We start from the raw sequence: 21,145 nt of genomic DNA, 5'->3' as shown, positions 1-21,145 counted from the left end.
GCTTTTTTGGTTTTGGTGTCATTTGGTAATGTTTTCTATTTCGTATATCTGCTGTATAGAAATATATGCGCAACTGCTGAGTTGCTGAAGAAGCTGCCGTTGTTCTTTGGAATGGGAATAAATGAGTGGGTTATCAGACAGGTTTTTATTTAAATTGAAGCAGAACTAGCTGAACGGACTTGACTTGTGTGCTAAAGAGTAATAATTAGCTTATTTTGGGGATAGAAATGATAGGTTAAGCACGAAGGTTTGATTAATCGTGGTGCCATTAGGATATATGAAAAATACACGAAACTAGTTGCGTATAGCGACTCGTTGTGCTTCATAAAGGAATAATGAAAATTGAAATTAAAAAATATGACCATTCGAAAGAATATCATAAGCTTCTGGAAATAATAAAATCAGAAGGTGAAGAATGGAAGGATTATTTTGATTCAAAATATCAAGAGGTCTTAAAGCAATCAATCACTTATGTGGCTTATGTTGATAATGAACTATGTGGGTACTCAAGGTCAATAAATGATTATGGTTTATATATATGGGTAATTGACTTGTTGGTAGACAAAAGGTTTAGAGGTAATTCAATTGGAAAAAAATTAATGGAATGCCTTCTAACGGACTACCCAGGTCAGGATGTTTTTGTAATGTCTGATGTTGATAAGTATTATAAAAAACTTGGATACAGAAAAGAAGGCTCAATATTTAAAATTGAACAATGAAAATACGAAAGCACAACACTATGTAAAAATGCATTAAAACGCATTTTACATTAACCGTTGGCTTGCACTAAAAAAATGACACATCGATATCAAATTATACTCGTCTCTCTTTTACTGATTGTCAATATCGGTTGCAGCGACAAGAACTTGAAGAAAATTGAAGGTCAAATAGACGCTGAAGGAGCAGGGGAAATTAGACTTGGCAAAACTTATTCAGAAGTGCTGAGTAAAATTGACGAAACGGTATACGAAGTCTCGCCTAATGACAAAAATGGATTTCAAATCAAGAAGGATAGAAAAACCATAATCAGTTTTTGGTCTAAAAACCAAGATTCTACGATTGGTTTTGTAAAAGTTTTATCGGACAATTATCAAACTGCAAAAGGTCTGAAAGTTGGAGATTCGATGGATAAAGTGAGAACTATATATCCTGAATTGAAATTATTATTTGATGAAATGGACGGTGAATACTATTTCGCACCAGAAGACTTACAAGTTTATAACAAAGACAAACCTGAAATCCTGTGTTTATTTTATGTGGACTCTAAAGAAAAAAATATCGACTTCGAGATGAACGAAAAGACCGACAGATTTGAAAGTTCTATGGACATTGAAGGAATAATTAAACATGTCCTAATCTATAAATGGAAATAAAAAACGCATGCCAACAATCGCTAAGAAAACATGGGGCGACACGTACTGAAAGCTAGCACTAATCTTCGTAGTTTAGTCCGTCACGGGTAGACAGTCAAGAACTCTGAAAGCCCCACGTTTCTTAGCGGAGCCGTTAGTAGCAATAACAACAAATCATGAAAAAGCTAAAACCGTTTTCAGTATTTTTACTTGTACTTCTTTTTTCCTCATGTCAACAAGAAGAACGAATTCGTAATTCAGCTTTTCCTTGGTATGGTGCAAGTCTCGCAAATGATAAGTTCGTAAGTCTAGACCAGATTAATGAAGAGAATTTTAATAAATTGGAAGTTGCGTGGAGATGGACTTCTGTAGATGAATCCATTATTGAACAGGATAGCACACTCTGGACCTGGACAAATGAATCTACGCCTATAATGATTGATGGAATTCTTTACACCAGTACCTCATTGAGCCAGGTTGCTGCCATTGATGCCAAAACGGGTCAAACGATTTGGTCATATAACCCCGAATCGTACCTGAAAGGCTCTCCACCAAACCATGGATTTGTTCATAGAGGTGTCGCTTTTTATGAAGATGGAAATAATAGCAGAGTATTTATTGGTACTGGTGATGCTTATCTCATTGCACTTAATGCAAAATCCGGCGAGCTTGTAAGCGAATTTGGAAATAATGGGAAAATTGATCTTACCAAGGGATTGAGAAGACCGATTGACAGACTAGCCTATGGCGTTTCGAGCCCTCCGATTATTTGTCGCAATACTTTAATTATAGGATCATCAATTGTTGATTATCCACTTCATGAATCGATGCCGCCAGGTGATATTCGAGGATTTGATATAAATACTGGTGAGCAAAAGTGGATATTTGAGTCCATTCCACAAGAAAATGATCCGGGTGTTGAGACATGGGAAAATGAATCCTGGAAGACTATCGGCAATACAAATGTTTGGACAATAATGAGTGCTGACGAAGAATTAGGATATGTATTTTTGCCTTTTGGAACTCCCAGTAATGATTACTATGGAGGTAATAGACATGGAGATAATTTGTATGCCGAAAGTTTAGTTGCACTAGATGCAGCAACAGGCGAAAAGGTTTGGCATTTTCAAACAACCCATCATGGCATATGGGATTATGACCTACCAGCGGCCCCTATTCTTATGGATTTGCTGATTGATGGTAAAAACACGAAGGCTGTGGCACAGCTTACAAAACAAGGATTTTGTTTTGTTTTTAATAGGGAGACAGGAGTCCCCATTTGGCCAATCGAAGAAAGAGCTGTCCCTGCCTCTACCGTGCCAGGTGAAAAAACATCACCAACTCAACCATTCCCAACAAAGCCCAAACCTTTTGATCAACAAGGACTCTCAGAAGAAGATTTGATTGATTTTACTCCAGAATTAAGAAAAGCTGCCCTTGACTACGTCAACCAATATGATTACGGACCGTTATTTACTCCACCTTCACTTAAAGGCACTTTACAATTTCCTGGAATTGCAGGCGGTGCAAACTGGGCTGGTGGTGTTTTCAACCCAAATAATAACCATTTATATGTTCCTTCAGTTACGCTGCCATTTTTAGTAAAGCTGCAGAAAGCGGAGGGTGCTTTGGAATTTAACAAGTACTACAAGCTACCTCCATCGGTTCCGTCTCTTGACGGCCTGCCGCTGACAAAACCACCATACGGACGAATAACTGCCATCGATATGAATAGTGGAGAGCATTCTTGGATGTCCCCAGTAGGCTCAGGGCCGATTAATGATACTAGGCTAAAAGAATTAAACCTGCCTCAATTAGGTTGGCCATTCAGAATGCAGGTTCTTGGAACCCAAACTTTACTATTGATAGCCCAAGACGGGGGAGAGGCATCTCGGGCCTATGCATCGCGAGGCTATAACATCGCTATAAGTAGTATTGATATTGAACCTTCACTTCGTGCTTTTAACTATGATAATGGCGAGCAAATAGCTGAAATTCCAATCCCCTCAAATGCAAGAGGGGCTATGATCTCATATTTGCTGGATGGAAAACAATACATTGTAATTCCGATCGGGGGAGCCTCAAAACCAGCAGAATTAATTGCTTTGGCACTGCCAGACTGAATATAAAATAAAAGCTGAGAACACAGGCTATGGAGTCCATACTCCTAACGTCGCACGACGCATAGCCAAACCGGTATGATCAAGTTTATGCTGGAATGGGTTTTGGTAAATCTCCCTGTCAATTAAGCGCTATTTTTGGGTTTTTAGTCCAATTAATTCTTATTATGGGTACTCGAAAAGACAGTTAGGTTTTTGAGATTCTTAGTCTCAAGGCTATCTGGATAGTTTACAAAGGAGTCCATTTGCAGGCTTTTAACGATTACCATAATTAATTAACTTATGAGAGAATATTTAATTGTTTTACTACTGTTTCTAGGATCGGCTCTGATTACACAGGCGCAAGTGCAAACTTGTGATTGTGAAGCTGACTTAACTTTTTTAAACGAAAAAGTACAAAAGCTCCCTTCCTATAAGAAGAATAAGTCAGCCTATGAGGCGACTTTCAATACTGTGCAGAAATCTGTTACATCCCAAATGCCGTATTATGACTGTTTAGAGCTTATTAATCGTGTGCTATTGCCCTTAAATGATTGGCATATGGGAGCTTTGGAAAAAGCAATGGATAGCACAACTGTCTCCTATGTAACTTACCCTACTTATCAAGGTGATCTTGACCAGTTGCTAGGTAATCTTCAGGATAAGTCTCTGAACGAGGTAGAGGGTATCTATCCAATGAATGATGACTTTTCAATAGCTGTTGTGTACGATGAACAGGCTAAGGCGTATCTTGGAGTTGTTTTGAAAAGTAATTTGGAGCAGTGGAGTAGGGGAGATATTATTTACAAATTCATACCCATTTCAGATAATTTCTATAAGGTTATTGGTGCACAGTTTCCTTCTAAAAGGTTAATCAGTTATCACGAGAGGATAAATGAGGGAGTGATTCTAAGAGCTGGTATAAAGAAAGATACTGCGTCAACTTATTTTATAAAAAACCCTTATCCTGATGAGGTATTTCTCTTCAAGGAGCTTTCGGCTGACACGGATTATATAAAAGTAGGCAGTTTTGATTCTTTCTATCCGCTGTTATCAGAGGCTGAAGATTTTTATAGATCATTAGAAGGTAAACTGACCAAGTCACATCTCATAGTAGATTTACGAGACAATGGAGGCGGTGGAGACAGGAATTCTGATATTTTATTGAAGCAGCTTAAGAAATACCTGAAAGACCACAAAATATATGTGATCACTAATGCTAGTACGGGTAGCAATGCAGAGCAATTCACTGCGAAATTAAAGGAGTTTGATAATGTCCTTACCTATGGAGATAAGACAAGAGGTGCACTTTCTTATGAAATAAAACCAAATGATTACCATACACTTCCATCTTCTGGATTTTTAGTTATCCTGCCATCCAAAGCCCATAGTCAATTTCTCAAATACGAAACAAAGGGAGTTACACCTGATTACCTGTTAGATTACAAGAAAAGTTGGATATCAGAGATTCAAAAACAGATAGAAGAAGAAAACTAGGTTTGTATAAGATATAATGCTTGTGCCAGACTTGCTTTCACTTCTCGTTATTGAACTATTCCAATCCATCATTGTACTCAATGACCAAATCAGTCCTTTAAACCCAATAAAATTTTGAATACGAGCCTTTATGCTTAACTTTGAAAAATTATATTTTAAGAAGGTTTTGTTACAAATAGAAAATAGGTATGAGTTATTTAGATCTGGGGATCTTTGTCGCCTACATGCTGGCTATGCTGGGAGTAGGGTATTTTTACATGAGAAAGAATTCAGGTCAGGAGGATTACTATGTGGGGGGGCGGAATATCGGTCACTGGCATATCGGTCTTTCGGTAGTAGCGACTGATGTAGGAGGAGGTTTCTCTATTGGTCTAGGAGGATTAGGTTTTGTGATGGGGATGTCGGGTTCCTGGATGCTTTTTACAGGATTATTGGGGGCTTGGCTAGCCGCAGTTGTTTTGATTCCTCGAGTAAAGTCCGACCCAGCTTTTGCTAAGTTTTTTACCTTTCCGCAGATCATCGGGCATCTGTACAATTCCACCACAGCCAAAGTCGCAGCAGTCATCTGCTTCCTAGGATACTTAGGATTTACTTCCTCACAATTATTGGCAGGTGCAAAGCTCGCTTCTGGGACTTTTGAGGAGCTTGACCTTTCCTATGCACTTCTGATCATGGGAGCTGTAGCGGTGATTTATACCGTGATGGGTGGATTGAAAGCTGTGATTTATACAGACACTATTCAGTGGATCGTGTTGATGGCTGGATTGATGTTTATCGGGATTCCGATTTCATATAATTATGTAGGTGGTTGGAATGGCATTCAGAGCACTTTGCCGCAGGAGTTTTTCTCCTTTTCCAATCTCAGCTGGCAGGATCTCGCCAACTGGGGCATTACTATAATTCCTATTTGGTTTGTGGGTATGACCTTGTATCAGCGAATTTTTGCAGCTCGAGATGTGAAGTCTGCCAAGAAGGCCTGGTTTATCGCGGGGCTATTTGAATGGCCCATCATGGCACTTTTAGGAGTTTCTTTGGGTTTACTATCAAGAGTGGCGGTAGAGCAGGGAGCATTAGAGGGTTTTACTACTGCAATGGATCCTGAAATGGGGTTACCTGTTTTGCTAAGTCAGATCTTACCTGCGGGTATTTTGGGTTTGATGATGTCAGCTTATTTCTCAGCAGTTCTTTCTACGGCAGATTCCTGCCTGATGGCGGCTTCTGGGAATTTGACCACGGATATTTTAGGGAAATATTACACTTCTAAGTCTCTTAAAGAAGAGATGAAAATCTCCCAGATATTGACCTTGGGGATTGGGATTGTGGCAATTATAATTGCCTGGCAGATGACGGAAGTTTTGAGTTTGATGCTATATTCCTATGCCTTTATGGTTTCTGGGTTATTTGTGCCAGTGATAGCAGGTTTGTTCTTTGGGCAGACCAGCGCCACAGCGGCTACTTCATCTATGATCGCGGGCGGGAGTTTGACTGCCGGATTGATAATCTCAGAGGTCTCCCTTCCACTGGGCTTAGATGCCAATTTATTCGGGCTTACGCTCTCTTTGCTGACCTTTTTGTCAGTGATTTATTATGAAAAAAATTACAGTTCAAAGTTAAAATCTATATGATCAAACTAGAAACTCTATCTACTATTGACAACGCGACTTATTTGCAAAAGAATGAGATTGCGGATTTCCTTTTCTTTCACCTTGGCGAGTATGGCGACCCGAAGGATGATATTATGAAGTGCCTCGATTATGCACTTGATCAAAGCCTTCATGCAGGAGGTTTTGTCGTGATGGCTCGTGAGAAAGGTAAACTTCTTGGTGCATTAATTATGAACAAAACCGGTATGTCTGGGTATATACCAGAAAATATCTTGGTGTATATTGCTGTAGATGCCGAGCAAAGAGGTAAGGGAATAGGTGGGAAAATTATGGAAATGGCAATCAAAATGGCCAATGGATCTATTGCACTGCATGTAGAGCCAGAGAATCCTGCTAAGAAACTTTATGAAAGAATCGGCTTTACCAATAAATACCTTGAAATGAGGTTGACTAAATAAAATGGCTTATATCACACTAAATAGCACAAAACTGAAGGATAACTTCGAGTTTCTGAAAGAGAAATTTTCCAGTAACGAAATCTCTTGGGGAGTTGTGTCCAAGCTATTCTGTGGCAACAGACTTTTTCTGCAAGAGCTGATCAAACTAGGAGTGGAGGAAATCCATGATAGTAGAATTTCTAATCTTGCAATGGTTAAATCCTTGAAGACTGAAATCCAAACGGTCTATATCAAGCCTGTTTCCAAGAGAAATATTGGCAAGATGGTGCAGTTTGCTGATGTCAGTTTGAATTCCGAACTGGAGACGATCAGATGGATCTCTGAGGAGGCTAAGGACCAAGGGAAATCTCATAAGATCATTATTATGGTCGAAACTGGAGATCTTCGCGAGGGCGTGATGGGAGAACAATTAGTGGAATTTTATTCCCAAATTTTTGAGCTTCCAAACATTGAGATCATCGGTCTTGGGACGAATTTGAATTGTCTCAACGGAGTCATGCCTTCCACCGATAAACTGATTCAGCTTTCGCTGTATAAGCAGATCATTGAGCTCCAATTCAATAAGAAAATCCCATGGATTTCTGCTGGGACCTCTGTGACAATTCCGCTCATGCTAACGCAGCAATTGCCTAAAGGAATCAATCATTTCCGAGTGGGTGAGACGCTATATTTTGGGGTGAATTTGTTTGAAGAAAAGATAATAGAAGGAATGCACGATGATGTGTTTGAACTGCATGCGGAGATTATAGAAATGCAGGAAAAACCTCTGTTACCCGTTGGTAATCTGGCAGCTAACCCTCAAGGAGATGTGATGGAGTTGGATGAAACTCTCTATGGGAAGAGCTCATTTAGAGCGATTATTGATATCGGACTCTTAGATGTGGATACCAAATACCTTATCGCAAAGGACGGTTCTTATGATATACTGGGAGCGAGCTCTGATATGGTGATTATCAACCTAGGAGAAAATCCTAATAACTATAAGGTAGGCGATACGCTGAATTTTGACCTGAAGTATATGGGAGCATTGAGTCTATTGAACTCCAACTATATCGACAAAAAAGTAATTGGCCACTTGGATTAACTAATCGCTTTTGGCATGGTCATGGGAATACTCCGGGAAACCAACTAGTATTTGACTATGAAAAAAGTATTGTTATTTCTTGCTATTGGACTCTGCGCAGTTCAGCTATCTCATGCACAATCATCCGAAAAATTAGGGGGCTTTGGTCTTCGAGGAGGAGCCAATTTCTTCAATTTTGGTGGTAGTGATGTCTCGGAAAATGACTACAGTAATAGAGTGGGATTTCATGTGGGAGGCTACACTATGCTCTTTATGACAGATCGCTTGGCACTGGAGCCTGGAGTTTACTACTCTGTGAAGGGAACCCAAAATGATGATTTTGCCGATAGCCGTGCTATCTTGAATTATGTGGATGTTCCCGTTCTTTTTAGATTCTATCCTACAGATGGGATTAACATCTTCGCTGGTCCACAGATTTCATTCTTGGCAGGCTCCAAATTTGAAGGGGATTTCTTTGGGAATACGATTTCTTACGACTCAGATGCTATCAAAGAAACTGATATAGGCTTGGTGCTAGGTCTAGGCTATAATCTCCCAAAAGGATTCAATGTGCAGGCTTCTTATGATTACGGTTTCACTCCGATCTTCAAAGACAGCGATGCTGATGTGTACAACAGGGGATTCAAGTTATCTGCTGGGTATACTTTCTAATGGAAGCGTTATATAGAAAAAATACCTCCGTCTTCATGGCGGAGGTATTTTTGTTTAATCACAGAGAGTCAAATTTAAAATTTACAAAAGAGTGATGACGGTGTCTGCCTGAGCACTTGAGAGACGAGAGTCTCGAAATCGAAGGAGCCTTAAAATAAGTAAGTGAAGTTATTGTCCTCGACTTCGCTACCAATGACAGATTGATTTGAGGACATCAAAAGCTGGTCAGTTCGAGCGAAGTCGAGAACCTTTCGACTTCGCTCAAGGTGACCATGGTTATGGTTCCAAACTAAATTACTGTCATTTCATTTTTGTATGTTCAAAGAATATTTAATACTCCGACTGACACGCTTTCCGTATCTTCAAATTAAGCTTTCACTTGTAATGGATTCGTATTCCTAATTTTTAATAGGCTATTAATTCATACTGTTAATCCAATCCTTGATCAGTTGAACGCCCTCTTTGTGGACTGTAGTTCTGCCAAGTTCCGGCATTGCGATACCAACTTCGGTAGAGTTCATACGATGCGTAATGATGGATTCATCAGCCTTGCCTGGCACGATATCAAAGTCAAAGGTCCCAGCTCCATTTCCTGCGGCTACAGGGATCTTGTTTACACCAAGCTTTCTAGGATCTGTTTGATCGTAAGTGAGAAAAAGCCCCGAAGTACTCGCAGGACCTTCCGCGCTGTGGCAATGAGAACAATTGATGTCTAAGTAAGCCATCGCTCTATCGTCCAGAGGAAGATTCTTGTCCTCGTAATTGATCATCGCTGGATGTGTATTTTCACCTTCGAATCCTTCCAACTTACCCAACTCAGTCCAATGTGCTAATTGATTGGCTTTGCCTGAGTTGAATTCTAGCTCATTATTTAAGTGCTGAACTTTTACTCCAATAGGCGTCAAAGTTTCGGATTTATTGTGGCAGGTTTTGCACTGATTTTTGTTGGGAACGAGGTAGTTGATCACCTGATCTTTTCCATCGTAATCGGTGAAAGAAACCTCAACTTCTCCACCTACTACTTTTAGAATGGCTTCAGTCTGGCTCTCATTCCAGATGTAAGGATAGGCTACCCATCCATTTTCCTCATTGATCAGCAAGCGAGTTTCAATAATTCTACGGGCATCTTCTGGCTGCCTGAAGTCTTCTGGATAATAGAAGTTTTTGATGAGAATTGTGCCTTGCGGGAAATCCAGTTCATTGGAAGTAAGTGTCGCTTTTTGCCCCTCAGGAAAGAAAATAAAACGGCTTTTCAGCGCATAATCTGTGAATAAGGAGGATGCAGGCTTGTATGGGATTACCTCTTCGATAGGAGTCAATTCATTCAATTCACCCGAGAAGAATCCATAGGTCGACAGCCTTCCATAAGGAAAAACTCCAGATGCTATTTCCTCTTTCAAGACTACGGCTTTGGATTCGGTTTTAGCGGGTTCGTTTTGACAGGCAAAGGTGATTATCGCCAAAGCGAGTACTAGATTGAACCCCCAGAAAATTCTACTTTTTGACATTACATTTCAGCGATTGCGCTGACGTTTGTATTTACAGGTACGCTACAGTTTTGGAAGGGAGAAGCATCCGCAAAGGCCTTGATATTGTCCTCGCCTTCAGTCAGGTCGAAACGGGTAAAGAATAGGTCTTCTATGCCTTCTTCGGAAAGACAGATTCTCATCGGATTAGTGGTGATATCTGCGCTGATAGCCTCATCCCATATACCATCATAGATGATATCCTGCGTTTTGGCTTTGCCATGTGCATTGTAAATGCTGATCAATTGTCCCAGTTCTCTGCTCAAATCCGGGAAGCCTTTGGTACGATCGTATTCATTATCATGCACATAAATGTCGCTGGTAAATGGAGACCAGTTAGGGGCCTCACTTGGGAAACCAGTGATCTGATAGCTTGCAATGGCGACACCAGTAGTTTTGTTGCGAAGGATGCGGTTATTGTAGATTTCCACTTCTTTGGCCGCAAGTAGAACTATTCCAGTTCCTGGGGGTACCATTGTTATCGTATTTCCATTTGCACTTTCTCCCATTGCTGTAGCAAAGTTTTTATGGTTGTTTTCGATGATCTCGTTATCGTAAATTTTTGTTTTTGCTCCATCACCCTTCGGCAAACCTGGGAGATTGAAAACTAGGATTCCAGCCGAATTATTACGGGCTACATTTCCAAAAACCTCTGCATTATCAGAGTTCTCAATTTCGATTCCTGCTACATTTCCGAAGGCAAGAGAATTCTTGACAATGATGTTTTCTGATTGTCCAACATAGATTCCTGCGTCACGAGAATGAGAAGCGATTACTTCGTCGATCATGACATTCTTGCACTGAACTGGATAGATCGCGTAAGTACCATTCTTGGACTTGTCGCCGTTGGTCCAGGTGACGTTGATTCTACGGAAGGTAATCCCATCGGTATGCTGCACTTTCACGCCATCCCCAGGTGCATCTTCTACGGTTAAATCTTGGATGGTTAGATTATTTCCCACCAATTTGATTCCTTCGCCGCCTGTCTTTAAGTTTTTGAAAGAAAGCACTGTTTCCTCCATACCTGCACCTTGGATCGTGATATTCGATTTGTTGTCGAGTATCAATTGGGTGTTTAACTCATAGAAACCAGCAGGGATTTGGATGGTGGCACCATCTTCAGCCATGATGAAATCCTCAATAACCTTTTCAGTTTGCTCCTGAGTCATTCTTGGCAGTTCTGAACTGTCAAAAGTTTGTTCGTTCGAAGAGCTGCTGCAGCTGAATCCAATAATAGAAACTAGAAGTAGAGCGAGGAAATTGAGTTGTTTCATGATTTATTTGCTGGGTTAATAATCGTTTCAAAGCTAGGTAGATACAAAACTTTATACCTTGACTTTTGTCAAATAATAGAATTTTGCTTTGTTAATGTTCGTAAATTCTGGTTCTGAAACCTCATTTCAGGCTAATCAGGTTATGAATATTCTTTTTGCTAATTTGTCAATGCCTATTAAACCAAGATAACCATGTTGAGAACAAGCCTAACCTTTATTCTTCTTACTATAATTTTTTCTTCGCAAAAGCCGAAAAAGAATGGAGTTAAAGACCTTTTTAAAGAAAGCTTTTACATAGGAGTTGCCGTAAATGGGCAGCAGGTTTCGGGAAAGGAAGCAGGAGCTTTACCGCTGATTGAGGAGCATTTCAATAGCTTAAGCCCTGAGAATGGGCTGAAATGGAGCTTGGTACATCCCAAGCCTGAGGTTTATTCCTTTGATTTTGGAGATGCCTATGTGGCTTTGGGTGAGAAAATGGATGCCTTTACGATTGGTCATTGCTTGGTTTGGCATCAGCAAGTTCCCAACTGGGTTTTTGAAAATGAATCTGGAGAACCACTGGACAAGGATAAACTACTTGCCAGAATGGAAGATCATATCCAAACTGTGGCTGGACGCTATAAAGGCAAGATTGACGGTTGGGATGTGGTGAACGAGGTATTCAATGAAGATGGGACTTTCCGCGAGTCAAAGTGGTATCAGATTGCTGGAAAGGATTTTATCAAAAATGCTTTTCGAAAGGCTTATGAGGTAGATCCAGCCGCCGAGCTTTACTACAATGACTATAATGTATGGAAAGCCTCAAAACGAGCTGGGATTTTGAAACTGGCGAAGGAAATGAAAGCGGAAGGGATTCGTGTCGATGCCATAGGGATGCAAGGACATTACACCTTGGGAGGACCTTCATTGGATGAAATTGAAAAAGGAATAATTGAAATTGCTGAAGCAGGATTTAAGGTAGTCATCACAGAATTGGACGTGGACGTGCTTCCTAGACCTAATAATTCAGAGGGAGCAGATTTGAATATCAATTTCGCAAATTCACCAGAGTATAATCCCTTTGTAAATGGAATTTCTCCGGAAGCTGAAGCCAAGCTTGCACAGCGATATGCAGATCTTTTTCAGCTGTTCCAGAAGCATAAGGACAAAATCACAAGAGTAACGCTGTGGGGATTGCATGATGGGAAAAGTTGGTTGAATAACTTTCCAGTACGCGGACGTACTAATTACCCCTTACTTTTTGATCGGGATCTGAAATTGAAAGAGGATGTTTTTGCTAAGCTTAAAGTGGTATCTAAACAATAAGCAGTGTTCAGTGATCAGTCGCAGTTTACAGATTTTAGCAATCTTAAGTGTATCTAGAATTCTGCATCCACCAATTCCTTATTGCATGCAGCTCCTGCCATAGTGCCTGTTGATACAGCAAAGGAAACGGAACGGAATTGCGTAGTATTATCTCCGCAGGCGTAAACTCCCGGTATGCTTGTTTTTTGCATCATGTCAACTTTAATATGGCCATGATCGGTCAATTCAATTTCCAGACTTGATGGGATGTTCCCATTTTGCACAAAGTCAGCTTTTGCATACAAGGCTTGCAAGGGGAGTTTAGATCCGTCTTTGAGAATTAGCTGCTCGATCTTTCCATTGGTATGCTCAATTTGTTCAATCTCAGTATCGATGATTTGGACTCCTTTTGCCATCAATTTAGCAGTTTGTTCTTCTGTTAAAGTTGATTTACCATTGGTGAAAATCGTTAAATCTTCAGTCCAATTGGTGATCAGTTTTCCAAATTCGTAGCCGAAATCTCCATTTGCCATAATCCCTGTTTTCTGATTTCTCACCTCATAGCCATGGCAATAGGGGCAGTGAATTACAGATATTCCCCAGCATTCGGCAAAGCCTGGGATTTCCGGCATAATGTCGGTTACTCCTGTTGCCAAAATCAGCTTTTTACCTTCAAAAAGTTCTCCTTTTTCTGTTTTGATTTCAAAGCCTGAATCGGTCTTTTTCCCTTCCACAGCGAATCCTGAAAAGAAAGTTACAGTGTCATATTGCTCCACTTGCTTTCTAGCTATAGTGGAAATCTCCGCAGGAGTCTTTCCGTCTTGCGTCAAAAAATTATGAGAATGGGGAGTTTGTCTATTGCAAGGCTTCCCGCCGTCTATGACCAATACTTTTCTCAAAGATCTGCCCAAAGCCATAGCTGCTGAAAGACCAGCGTAACTTCCGCCGATAATGATTACCTCAAATTTGCTTGAATCCATGTCTAGTGTAGTTAGATACCCAAAGGTAAAAAAAGGAATCATTTATGCAATAATGTTGCATAAATGATTCCTAAGTAAGAGGTAAATTATATCCTGTGATGATTAAGGATTAGTAGACCAAAACTCTACGTTTTTCACCAAAGCTCTTTTTGGAAGCTTCAAGTGGGAGATGAGTAATTCTGCAAAATCCTCCGGTTGCAGCACTGTGTCAGGATTTCCATCTGTCAGGTTATTTCCGATAGCCAAGTCAGTTGCAATTGTGCTAGGAGTCATGCTGAATACGCGGATATCTGATTTACGAACTTCCTGCATAAGTGATTCGGTCAGTCCGTTCAGTCCAAACTTGGATGCGCTATAGGCACTTGTCATCGCATTTCCCTTTAGGCCTGCTGTGGAGGAAACATTTACTATATCACCTGATTTACGCTCCAGCATGCCAGGCAGCACTTCGTGAATTACATAATACACTCCAAGTAGGTTAACTTTGATCATATTTTCCCATTCTGATACTTCCAGATCTAGGAATTTGCCAAACTTGCCAACTCCGGCATTATTGACCAAAATATCAGGGGCTCCGACCTCAGAGATCAATGAAGCGATTGCAGTTTTGATGCTAGCGTATTCAGACTGATCTGCTACGGCATAACTTACTTTCAGTGAAGCGTCAATTCCCGCTACGGTTTCTTTGACTGCCTGTAGATCTGATTCTGTTCTGGACAAAAGTGCCAGATTTACGCCTTCCTTGGCCAATGCTACGGCTATTGCTTTGCCTAATCCTTTTCCGGCACCTGTGATAAGTGCGGTTTTCCCTTGTAGTGATTCCATTGTTTTGTGTTGATCGTTAGTAGATACAAAAACAGCTGGCAGGGATTTGAGTTCAGCAGGATGATTATTTCTTTTTACAATCTTAAAATGTTCGAGTTATTTCTTCTCAAACATCTCAATCGTATAGTCCAAAAGCTCTGTTCCGCCAATATTCCCATGTCCAGGAATGACTATATTAGTTTCAGGAAATGCTAATTTTACCTTTGAGACCGTCAGAGGCCAGGCTGCTACATTAGCGTCTTCGAGGTTGCCATTTCCAGCACCGAGTGCCTTGATCATGCAACCGCCAAAGATGACTTTGTCTGCAGGGACATAAGCCACGAAATTGTCTTGGGTATGTCCTTCGCCGAAAAACTGGTTGATGACCTTTATATTTCCTGCTTCTAGGGACATCTTCTTCTTGAATCCATTTTCAGGAATTGGATAAGATGCAGCTTTCGCCAAGGAAATGGTCTTTTCAGAAGCGTAGGAGGCTATTCCCTTCGCATGAAACTCATTCAGTCCGCCAAGGCAATCCCAGTGAAAGTGAGTGGCTACGACTCCTTTTACTTCTGACTTTTGATCATTTTCCAGCCAGTTGATCAATTCTACACTCGCTTCATCGTTCGCCGGTGTATCAAAAACTAATGCCTCGCCTTCATTAATAATAATTATTCCGTTGCATGCCACCTTACCAAAATCATTGGTATTCAGGTAGCTGATATGTACAAAGGTATTTGGACTGATTTGTTCGATTTGGAGGGTTTCTGAATTGTAGATTTGTTCACTCTGTTGCGCAAAAATGGAAGTGCTAATACAAAGTATGAGTAAGATTGTGATTGAAAAATAGTGTTTCATTTGAAAAGTTAGGTGCTAGTATTGTTCACTAATTTGCTACTTAATATACTCTCGATATTTATGCCTTAGCATTCATAAAGTGGGGTTTTTGACTTATTTATCTCTTGAATTAGTATGAGGTTTTTTAATGATTTTTCAGAGACAAGATCAATTGATCTTTTAAATAATTTTTCCAGACTCTCTAATAATTTAAAATAATTGTTCGCATAATCCAGTAGTTCTATTGAGTTGGAAAAACGTACCAGAAAGTCAATATCACTGGAATTGTCAAAATCGCCATTGGCTGCTGATCCGAATAGAGCAAATGAATCCACCTTATGCTCTTGGCACAAAATTTCGATTTGAGCTAAATGTTTTTTGACGAGTTGATTCATAGCTTTCCAAAGTTAAAATATTTTTACATTAACTAGTCTAGCAGATACTTGACATAAAACAAGCCCAATGAAAGTGCGTCGCGACAACTCCTTTTACTTCTGTCTTCTGATCATTTTCCAGCCAGTTGACCAATTCTAAACTCGCTTCATCACTTGCCAGTGCGTCAAAACTAATGCCTCGCCTTCATTTTTAACGATCATTCCATTACATGCTACCTTACCAAAATCGTCTGTATTTTGAAAGCTGATATGTACAAAGGTATATATCAGCTTCCTAGCTGGCAGACATTATCAACCAGAAAATTCCCGGCAAGGTTGTCTGTCGACGGAGAAGCACAACACCCTAGCAAACGAGCCGTCAGCCTAAATTCACGGACACTAGAGAGTTCGTAAATGGCAAAGTGAATTTTAATAACTTCAGGTTGGAGAGGGAAGATCCTCTAAGAGCTGATTTCAAGCTTATATCCTTTGCCTCGTTTAACAACAATGTTTATGTTCGGATCAAACTCCAGTTTTTTTCTGAGCTTTGATATGAACATATCAAGACTGCGGCCCACAATAACACCTTCGTCCTCCCATATCTCTTTTTGTAGCTGGCTCCGCTCTATAACTTCGTTAGGTGACAAAGCAAAAATGTGTAATACACGGGATTCGGTTCTGGTTAGATCGATGGTCTTATCATTTATCACAAGTTTGCGGGTTTCTGCGTCAAAAGACATGGATCCCAAAGTGAGCAAATTAGCATTTCGACTGTCGGGCGGAGACTTCCTCGGTTTGACTGTTCTCAAAAAAACAAAACCGACAATTGCTAATGCGATTAAAGACCCAATTATATACTCATTTTTTGCCAGGGATATGCCCGCTGGTTCAAATTGAATTTGGATCATATAGTTCCCAATAGGTTGCCTTCTTCCTATGCAGGCTATAATATCATCCTTCTTGTTTTTTGATATAGCATATCCAAAAACTACACTGGCATCATCAGAGTTAACCACGTTAACAACATAATCAGGTGCAAACGGACCATTGGCTAATAAACTTTGGATGGTATTTACGAGGGAGTCGGGTTGAAAAGTAAGCTCATTCTCAAAACTGATCTGATATTCATTTACGGCGATCTTTTTTACCGGAAGCACTCGTGATGTGCTGTCACCTGATTGTAAAAGAAGTTCATGTCCGATTTTGCGAAGTAGAATTTCCTGCCTGGCCAGATCAAAGTCATCTCTGCTCACTATGCTGTAACCCACACAAATCAAAGAGATAAAGATAAGCAGTACCGATGCATACAGGTAGTTAGGTTTTCTGGAAAGGGTGTTTTGCCTGAGATGCATCGTGTCAAAAGTTTATTTACAAAGTTTACATTTCTATTTACAATCCAAATTTCTCAAGCTGCAAAATATTAAAGTAAATTCACTACATCAATTTTGACAGGGCATGAAGCTAACATGCTAACTTCTTATTCTTATAAATTAATCAAATGAATAATAAAAGAAAAGGTTTGACCTGCCTGACTATTCTGTTAATAGGAGTACTTTTTTTTACCCTACAAGCTCAACAAAAAACCGATATTCGGCGTGCTGACTTTTCCGGTGAATGGAAATCCAAAGAGTCGATAAGTATGGACGGAAATATTGTTTGCAGCTATGACGAGGGTGATCGAATGTTGGCTGATTTTATGAAAATATCACAGCAGGAAAATACTCTAAACATAGAAGTTTCAAGCTCCTTTCCTGGCAAAGCGCCGGTTGCAGGCCAGGAAACGCTAACCTTCGATGGAAAAGAAATCCAAATTAATCATGGTCCGGAAAGAGGGAAAAAATATAGCACAAACTGGTCAGCTGATGGAGAAACCATGACAGTTAACTCAGTTGTGCATTTGATGATCCATAATCCTTATAAAGAAAATCCTCGGGAACAAATGCTAGTTTATGTAACAGAGGTTTGGAAGTTGAGCAATGATGGCCAGTCTATTTCTATTCAGGCCAAGGCAAAAGCAGACATGTTCGGCGAGGAGCGCTCTTGGACAACCGTATTCGATAAAGTCTATTAGCATTCAACTGTAAAGGGGTGCAAGCCATGTGTTCGAACTTTTGTGGGATTAAATGCCTGCACTTTCTACATCGCTGATATGTTTGTAATCCCAGCCTATTTCCATAAACTGGGATTTGAGCTCATTATTTTAAAGTGTGGATTTCTTATTTCCTCAATGTCTCCAGATAGCTAACTAAATCCACCAATTCAGTTTCAGAAAGCGGAAACTTAGGCATCAAAGATTCATCCAGCTGCGTTACGCTTTCCACATCCACAAGTTTGTAGATTTTCTGTTCGCCCGATCCTAGCAATTTCACAACGAGATCATTCTCAGTTTTCGAATTGACAATACAGGTGAACTCAGTGCCATCCTTCATTTTTACCAATTGAGTCTCGTATCCAAAACCCATGCCTTCGGATGGATTGATGATGGAATTGAATAGTCCCTCTTTGGATAGTTTGTCTCCGATTTCAGTCAGTCCTGGGCCAAAGTCAATGCCCTCATTTCCAACCTTGTGACAGGCTAGGCAATAATTGGAAGCTATGGTTTTTCCATTTTCCACAGAGCCTGTCGCTGCTGTCATTTTCGCAATATCGTACTCGTTTTTAGCTGAGTCGCCGAAGAACGCATTCGCTTCGGCTCGAATATTTCCATTCCAAGATGAGAGAAGAATTTTCTGCGCGATTGGTAACATATCAGCTGGGATTTGGTCTGATTTCGCTAGCTCCCACAGATACGGCTCTGAGTTAAAACCTTTCGCCGCTTCCATTGCTACAGTTCTTACTTCCAGGGGCTCCGATTGGTTTGTATAGATTTTGGCAAGTACTTTTGCCATAGCCTCATTGTCAATCGTTCCAAACTTTTGAATGGCCAAAATACGCTTTGCTTGATCAGTATTGTCAAAAGACTTTTCTATATCAGCTATTCCATATAGCGAGCCATAGATGCCTGCTGCCATTTGCGAATATTGATTGTTCTCAGACTGGTATACCAGTTTTTCTAATCGAGCTTTTTGATCTGTCAAGCCATACTTGCTCACCACATCCAAAAAGTCTCTGTCATCAGCGATGCTTCCTGCGGTTTGTTTGGCGAGTGTAAGAATTTGTCTATCGGGATTTTCAGAATCAAAATTGATCTGTCTCAAAATGATCAACTGATCTTCCTCAGTTACATTTGCCAGTAGTGATTTTAAGGTCTCGCTTTTGGCAGTGGGTGATTGGAAATCCAATGCGCGATAATAAGTCTGATTGTCTCGGCCTGGCTGGGTAAGTATGATTTTTCCCAACAAATTTGCTGTGTTGGTAGCTCGTGATCTCCAGACAATATCCTTAGCTTCTTGACTTTCCATCCATCCCGAACCAGTCGCGTCTAGGTAAAGAGGTAGGTAGTCGTCCCAGAATCCTTCTGCGGCAATTCCCAGAGCTTCCAAATACCATCGATCTCCGCTTTCGTATCCATCGACAAGCTTTAGCCATACTTCTGGAGCAGACTTATATCGAATAGCCAGGGCGACTTCTCTACGAACTTGCGCAGATTCGTCTCCAGCCATTTCAAGCAAAAATGATACATCGCTCATTTTATTATTTCTATAAGCTCGAATAGCTGCTACTCGGATGTTTTCATCATTGTCTGAAGCTGCGGTTTTGATGTAATCATTTCCATTGGGAAGTTTGGTGAGTACCCAGAAGGCTCTGGCTCTCATTCGACTTTCACCATCGGTAAATAATTTCTCAAGCGCATCTTTTGCTTCATCGCCTTTTGCGACCAGCGCCATAAAAGCCTTGAAGTGTGTCGCACGGTTAGGGTTTTGTAGTAAATTGATCAAAGAAGAAACGCTGGTATAATCAGGCTTGCCGATTTTATAATCAATCTCTTTTGGCGCTAACCTATAAACTCGACCTTTGTCCAGATCTCCCATTGCATGACCACCTACTCCTGGATCATACCAGTCTGAAATGAATAAGGAACCATCTGGTGCTACAGTCACATCGGATGGTCTAAACCAATTGTCTCTGGAATTCCCATCAAGTAGATTGATGATTTTTGCAGTGAAACCAGCCCCTGAAGGAACCGCTGGATAAGCTCTCACGATATTTGGCCCAGCATCAGAGTGGATTACTTGATTTTGGTATTCTTCAGGAAGTAATTTTCCCTCATATACCAAAATGCCTGTAGGCGAACCCGCATAAGTTTGGAGGAGATTTGGAACTACCCCCGGATCATTCAAATGCCAGTGCTGTTGATACACGGAATCCTCCATGTTGATTCTTCTAGATCTCCAGCCAGCTCCCGTAAACTCGTCTTTGAAGCCATAGTTGCCGTAATCCATCACATAGTTGATCCGAGTACTTCTGTTGCCATCATCATCATTATCAGACTGCCACATTCTGCCGTAGCTGTCTGTGGCGACTTCATAATTATTTCTGAAATTCCATCCTAGTATTTCCACATCTGAACCATCGGGATCCATTCGGAAAACCATTCCTTCTCTATAAGGTTGAGTTTGATTATTGACAGGTCTGCCAAGTGGGTCAAGAATCGGAGTGCCGTCCGCATTATGTAAGCCTTCACCGGCATTTCCATAGTTGAAATACAATTTGCCATCAGGCCCAAAAGTAAAGGCATGCATACCATGGTCATGCTGCACACCACCTACACCTTCAAATAAAATTTCTTTTTTCTCAGGTACATCATCTCCGTCAGCATCAGTGAATACATATACATAAGGGCTGACAGATACATACACTTTATCACCAAGTACAGCAATTCCCAATGCCGCATTGATGTCATTTCCTTGGTAGAAAACCTTGGATTCATCTGCTACACCATCGCCATCCGTGTCCTCTAGAATCAAGATCCGATCTCCTTCAGCTCTCGTTGGATTTCTTGGGTTCAAAGTGGTACGGTAATTATATGCCTCTGCTATCCAGACCCGCCCACGGTCATCGATGTCCATGTTGGTAGGGTTTGACATCATAGGTTCAGATGCAAAAAGCGTGAGCTCTAGCCGATCGTCTGCTAGGATGATCCCATCTAAGGCATGTTCTGGACTTCTCTTTTCCTCCTCACTAAGCTTGGAATACGCCTCATCGTTGAGTAGTTCAGGTTTTTTTTCGCAGGAAAAAAGGGATAATCCCAGCAAACTGAGAATCGTTAATTTCTTAAACATAGGAGGGTGGTTAATAGGGTTTGATCATTAGAAAATCAAATTAGTGAAAAGTTATGAAAGCGGATGAAATACATGCTAAAAGGTAAGGTTCACCTGTTT

The 21,145-nt window shown here is 40.6% G+C and carries 18 protein-coding genes; 10 read left to right on the top strand and 8 right to left on the bottom strand.

Annotated elements, in window-relative coordinates:
• The first annotated feature begins 335 nt into the window (after positions 1 to 335).
• The 8 genes from LV85_RS13780 (at position 336) to LV85_RS13745 (ending at position 8,745) form a co-directional block, all read left to right on the top strand.
• Entirely contained in the window at positions 336 to 719 is a 384-nt protein-coding gene (locus tag LV85_RS13780) for a GNAT family N-acetyltransferase (RefSeq protein WP_111320396.1), read from the top strand.
• Between the two features lie 75 nt (positions 720 to 794).
• On the top strand, positions 795 to 1,373 hold the full coding sequence (locus tag LV85_RS13775) for a hypothetical protein (protein WP_111320394.1): 579 nt from the start codon (positions 795 to 797) through the stop codon (positions 1,371 to 1,373).
• 155 nt (positions 1,374 to 1,528) lie between these two features.
• Positions 1,529 to 3,475: a pyrroloquinoline quinone-dependent dehydrogenase gene (locus LV85_RS13770; protein WP_111320392.1), complete on the top strand. Its 1,947-nt coding sequence runs from the start codon at positions 1,529 to 1,531 to the stop codon at positions 3,473 to 3,475.
• A 279-nt stretch (positions 3,476 to 3,754) separates the two neighbouring features.
• Positions 3,755 to 4,948 (top strand): S41 family peptidase, encoded by a 1,194-nt coding sequence (locus LV85_RS13765; protein ID WP_111320390.1) that lies wholly within the window; start codon positions 3,755 to 3,757, stop codon positions 4,946 to 4,948.
• 188 nt (positions 4,949 to 5,136) lie between these two features.
• Positions 5,137 to 6,573, top strand: coding sequence for a sodium:solute symporter family protein (locus tag LV85_RS13760; RefSeq protein WP_111320388.1), 1,437 nt, complete (start codon positions 5,137 to 5,139; stop codon positions 6,571 to 6,573).
• Complete coding sequence (locus tag LV85_RS13755) at positions 6,570 to 7,010, top strand: GNAT family N-acetyltransferase (RefSeq protein WP_111320386.1); 441 nt, start codon at positions 6,570 to 6,572, stop codon at positions 7,008 to 7,010. Before LV85_RS13760 ends, LV85_RS13755 begins: the two co-directional genes overlap by 4 nt.
• Before the next feature lies 1 nt (position 7,011).
• A complete protein-coding gene (locus tag LV85_RS13750; protein WP_111320384.1) occupies positions 7,012 to 8,094 on the top strand; it encodes an alanine racemase in 1,083 nt (360 codons plus the stop codon).
• A 57-nt stretch (positions 8,095 to 8,151) separates the two neighbouring features.
• Positions 8,152 to 8,745 carry a porin family protein gene (locus LV85_RS13745; RefSeq protein ID WP_111320382.1) on the top strand — a complete coding sequence of 198 codons (594 nt, stop codon included), beginning with the start codon at positions 8,152 to 8,154 and terminating at the stop codon, positions 8,743 to 8,745.
• Positions 8,746 to 9,161: 416 nt separating this feature from the next.
• Here the strand turns inward: LV85_RS13745 and LV85_RS13740 are convergent, their stop codons facing one another.
• Both LV85_RS13740 and LV85_RS13735 read right to left on the bottom strand, forming a co-directional pair.
• Positions 9,162 to 10,253: an SO2930 family diheme c-type cytochrome gene (locus LV85_RS13740; protein WP_111320380.1), complete on the bottom strand. Its 1,092-nt coding sequence runs from the start codon at positions 10,251 to 10,253 to the stop codon at positions 9,162 to 9,164.
• Positions 10,253 to 11,545, bottom strand: a complete 1,293-nt coding sequence (locus LV85_RS13735; protein ID WP_111320378.1) for a parallel beta-helix domain-containing protein — start codon at positions 11,543 to 11,545, stop codon at positions 10,253 to 10,255. The genes LV85_RS13740 and LV85_RS13735 overlap by 1 nt, the downstream gene beginning before the upstream one ends.
• Before the next feature lie 192 nt (positions 11,546 to 11,737).
• Here LV85_RS13735 and LV85_RS13730 point away from each other — a divergent pair, with 192 nt between their 5' ends.
• The gene (locus tag LV85_RS13730; RefSeq protein WP_111320376.1) at positions 11,738 to 12,850 is read left to right on the top strand and encodes an endo-1,4-beta-xylanase; all 1,113 of its coding nucleotides are present in this window, start codon (positions 11,738 to 11,740) and stop codon (positions 12,848 to 12,850) included.
• Between the two features lie 53 nt (positions 12,851 to 12,903).
• On the opposite strand, the gene LV85_RS13725 is transcribed toward LV85_RS13730, so the two are convergent.
• The 5 genes from LV85_RS13725 to LV85_RS13705 all read right to left on the bottom strand — a co-directional run bounded on the left by LV85_RS13725 (position 12,904) and on the right by LV85_RS13705 (position 17,176).
• Positions 12,904 to 13,809 (bottom strand): NAD(P)/FAD-dependent oxidoreductase, encoded by a 906-nt coding sequence (locus LV85_RS13725; RefSeq protein ID WP_111320574.1) that lies wholly within the window; start codon positions 13,807 to 13,809, stop codon positions 12,904 to 12,906.
• A gap of 102 nt (positions 13,810 to 13,911) precedes the next feature.
• Positions 13,912 to 14,634 carry a 3-ketoacyl-ACP reductase gene (locus tag LV85_RS13720; RefSeq protein WP_111320374.1) on the bottom strand — a complete coding sequence of 241 codons (723 nt, stop codon included), beginning with the start codon at positions 14,632 to 14,634 and terminating at the stop codon, positions 13,912 to 13,914.
• A gap of 96 nt (positions 14,635 to 14,730) precedes the next feature.
• A complete protein-coding gene (gene bla, locus LV85_RS13715) occupies positions 14,731 to 15,471 on the bottom strand; it encodes a subclass B1 metallo-beta-lactamase (RefSeq protein WP_111320372.1) in 741 nt (246 codons plus the stop codon).
• Positions 15,472 to 15,536: 65 nt separating this feature from the next.
• The gene (locus LV85_RS13710) at positions 15,537 to 15,845 is read right to left on the bottom strand and encodes a nucleotidyltransferase family protein (protein WP_111320370.1); all 309 of its coding nucleotides are present in this window, start codon (positions 15,843 to 15,845) and stop codon (positions 15,537 to 15,539) included.
• A gap of 440 nt (positions 15,846 to 16,285) precedes the next feature.
• A complete protein-coding gene (locus LV85_RS13705; RefSeq protein ID WP_111320368.1) occupies positions 16,286 to 17,176 on the bottom strand; it encodes a winged helix-turn-helix domain-containing protein in 891 nt (296 codons plus the stop codon).
• Positions 17,177 to 17,322: 146 nt separating this feature from the next.
• On the opposite strand from LV85_RS13705, the gene LV85_RS13700 reads away from it, so the two are divergent.
• The gene (locus tag LV85_RS13700) at positions 17,323 to 17,895 is read left to right on the top strand and encodes a hypothetical protein (RefSeq protein WP_111320366.1); all 573 of its coding nucleotides are present in this window, start codon (positions 17,323 to 17,325) and stop codon (positions 17,893 to 17,895) included.
• Positions 17,896 to 18,040: 145 nt separating this feature from the next.
• Here the strand turns inward: LV85_RS13700 and LV85_RS13695 are convergent, their stop codons facing one another.
• Positions 18,041 to 21,046 carry a PVC-type heme-binding CxxCH protein gene (locus tag LV85_RS13695; protein ID WP_111320364.1) on the bottom strand — a complete coding sequence of 1,002 codons (3,006 nt, stop codon included), beginning with the start codon at positions 21,044 to 21,046 and terminating at the stop codon, positions 18,041 to 18,043.
• Positions 21,047 to 21,145: the final 99 nt, after the last annotated feature.

The sequence above is a fragment of the Algoriphagus chordae genome (assembly GCF_003254055.1).
Lineage (GTDB): Bacteria > Bacteroidota > Bacteroidia > Cytophagales > Cyclobacteriaceae > Algoriphagus > Algoriphagus chordae.
The sequence above is the reverse complement of the archived record's forward strand: the minus strand, read 5'-3'. Positions and strand labels throughout refer to the sequence as shown.

Excerpts from the sequence above, each read along its gene's own strand:
- bla (WP_111320372.1), bottom strand. The coding sequence starts at position 15,471 with ATGAAACACTATTTTTCAATCACAATCTTACTCATACTTTGTATTAGC.
- LV85_RS13775 (WP_111320394.1), top strand. The coding sequence starts at position 795 with ATGACACATCGATATCAAATTATACTCGTCTCTCTTTTACTGATTGTC.
- LV85_RS13730 (WP_111320376.1), top strand. The coding sequence starts at position 11,738 with ATGTTGAGAACAAGCCTAACCTTTATTCTTCTTACTATAATTTTTTCT.
- LV85_RS13760 (WP_111320388.1), top strand. The coding sequence starts at position 5,137 with ATGAGTTATTTAGATCTGGGGATCTTTGTCGCCTACATGCTGGCTATG.
- LV85_RS13780 (WP_111320396.1), top strand. The coding sequence starts at position 336 with ATGAAAATTGAAATTAAAAAATATGACCATTCGAAAGAATATCATAAG.
- LV85_RS13725 (WP_111320574.1), bottom strand. The coding sequence starts at position 13,809 with ATGGATTCAAGCAAATTTGAGGTAATCATTATCGGCGGAAGTTACGCT.
- LV85_RS13735 (WP_111320378.1), bottom strand. The coding sequence starts at position 11,545 with ATGAAACAACTCAATTTCCTCGCTCTACTTCTAGTTTCTATTATTGGA.
- LV85_RS13695 (WP_111320364.1), bottom strand. The coding sequence starts at position 21,046 with ATGTTTAAGAAATTAACGATTCTCAGTTTGCTGGGATTATCCCTTTTT.
- LV85_RS13710 (WP_111320370.1), bottom strand. The coding sequence starts at position 15,845 with ATGAATCAACTCGTCAAAAAACATTTAGCTCAAATCGAAATTTTGTGC.
- LV85_RS13740 (WP_111320380.1), bottom strand. The coding sequence starts at position 10,253 with ATGTCAAAAAGTAGAATTTTCTGGGGGTTCAATCTAGTACTCGCTTTG.
- LV85_RS13720 (WP_111320374.1), bottom strand. The coding sequence starts at position 14,634 with ATGGAATCACTACAAGGGAAAACCGCACTTATCACAGGTGCCGGAAAA.
- LV85_RS13745 (WP_111320382.1), top strand. The coding sequence starts at position 8,152 with ATGAAAAAAGTATTGTTATTTCTTGCTATTGGACTCTGCGCAGTTCAG.
- LV85_RS13770 (WP_111320392.1), top strand. The coding sequence starts at position 1,529 with ATGAAAAAGCTAAAACCGTTTTCAGTATTTTTACTTGTACTTCTTTTT.
- LV85_RS13700 (WP_111320366.1), top strand. The coding sequence starts at position 17,323 with ATGAATAATAAAAGAAAAGGTTTGACCTGCCTGACTATTCTGTTAATA.
- LV85_RS13755 (WP_111320386.1), top strand. The coding sequence starts at position 6,570 with ATGATCAAACTAGAAACTCTATCTACTATTGACAACGCGACTTATTTG.
- LV85_RS13765 (WP_111320390.1), top strand. The coding sequence starts at position 3,755 with ATGAGAGAATATTTAATTGTTTTACTACTGTTTCTAGGATCGGCTCTG.
- LV85_RS13750 (WP_111320384.1), top strand. The coding sequence starts at position 7,012 with ATGGCTTATATCACACTAAATAGCACAAAACTGAAGGATAACTTCGAG.
- LV85_RS13705 (WP_111320368.1), bottom strand. The coding sequence starts at position 17,176 with ATGCATCTCAGGCAAAACACCCTTTCCAGAAAACCTAACTACCTGTAT.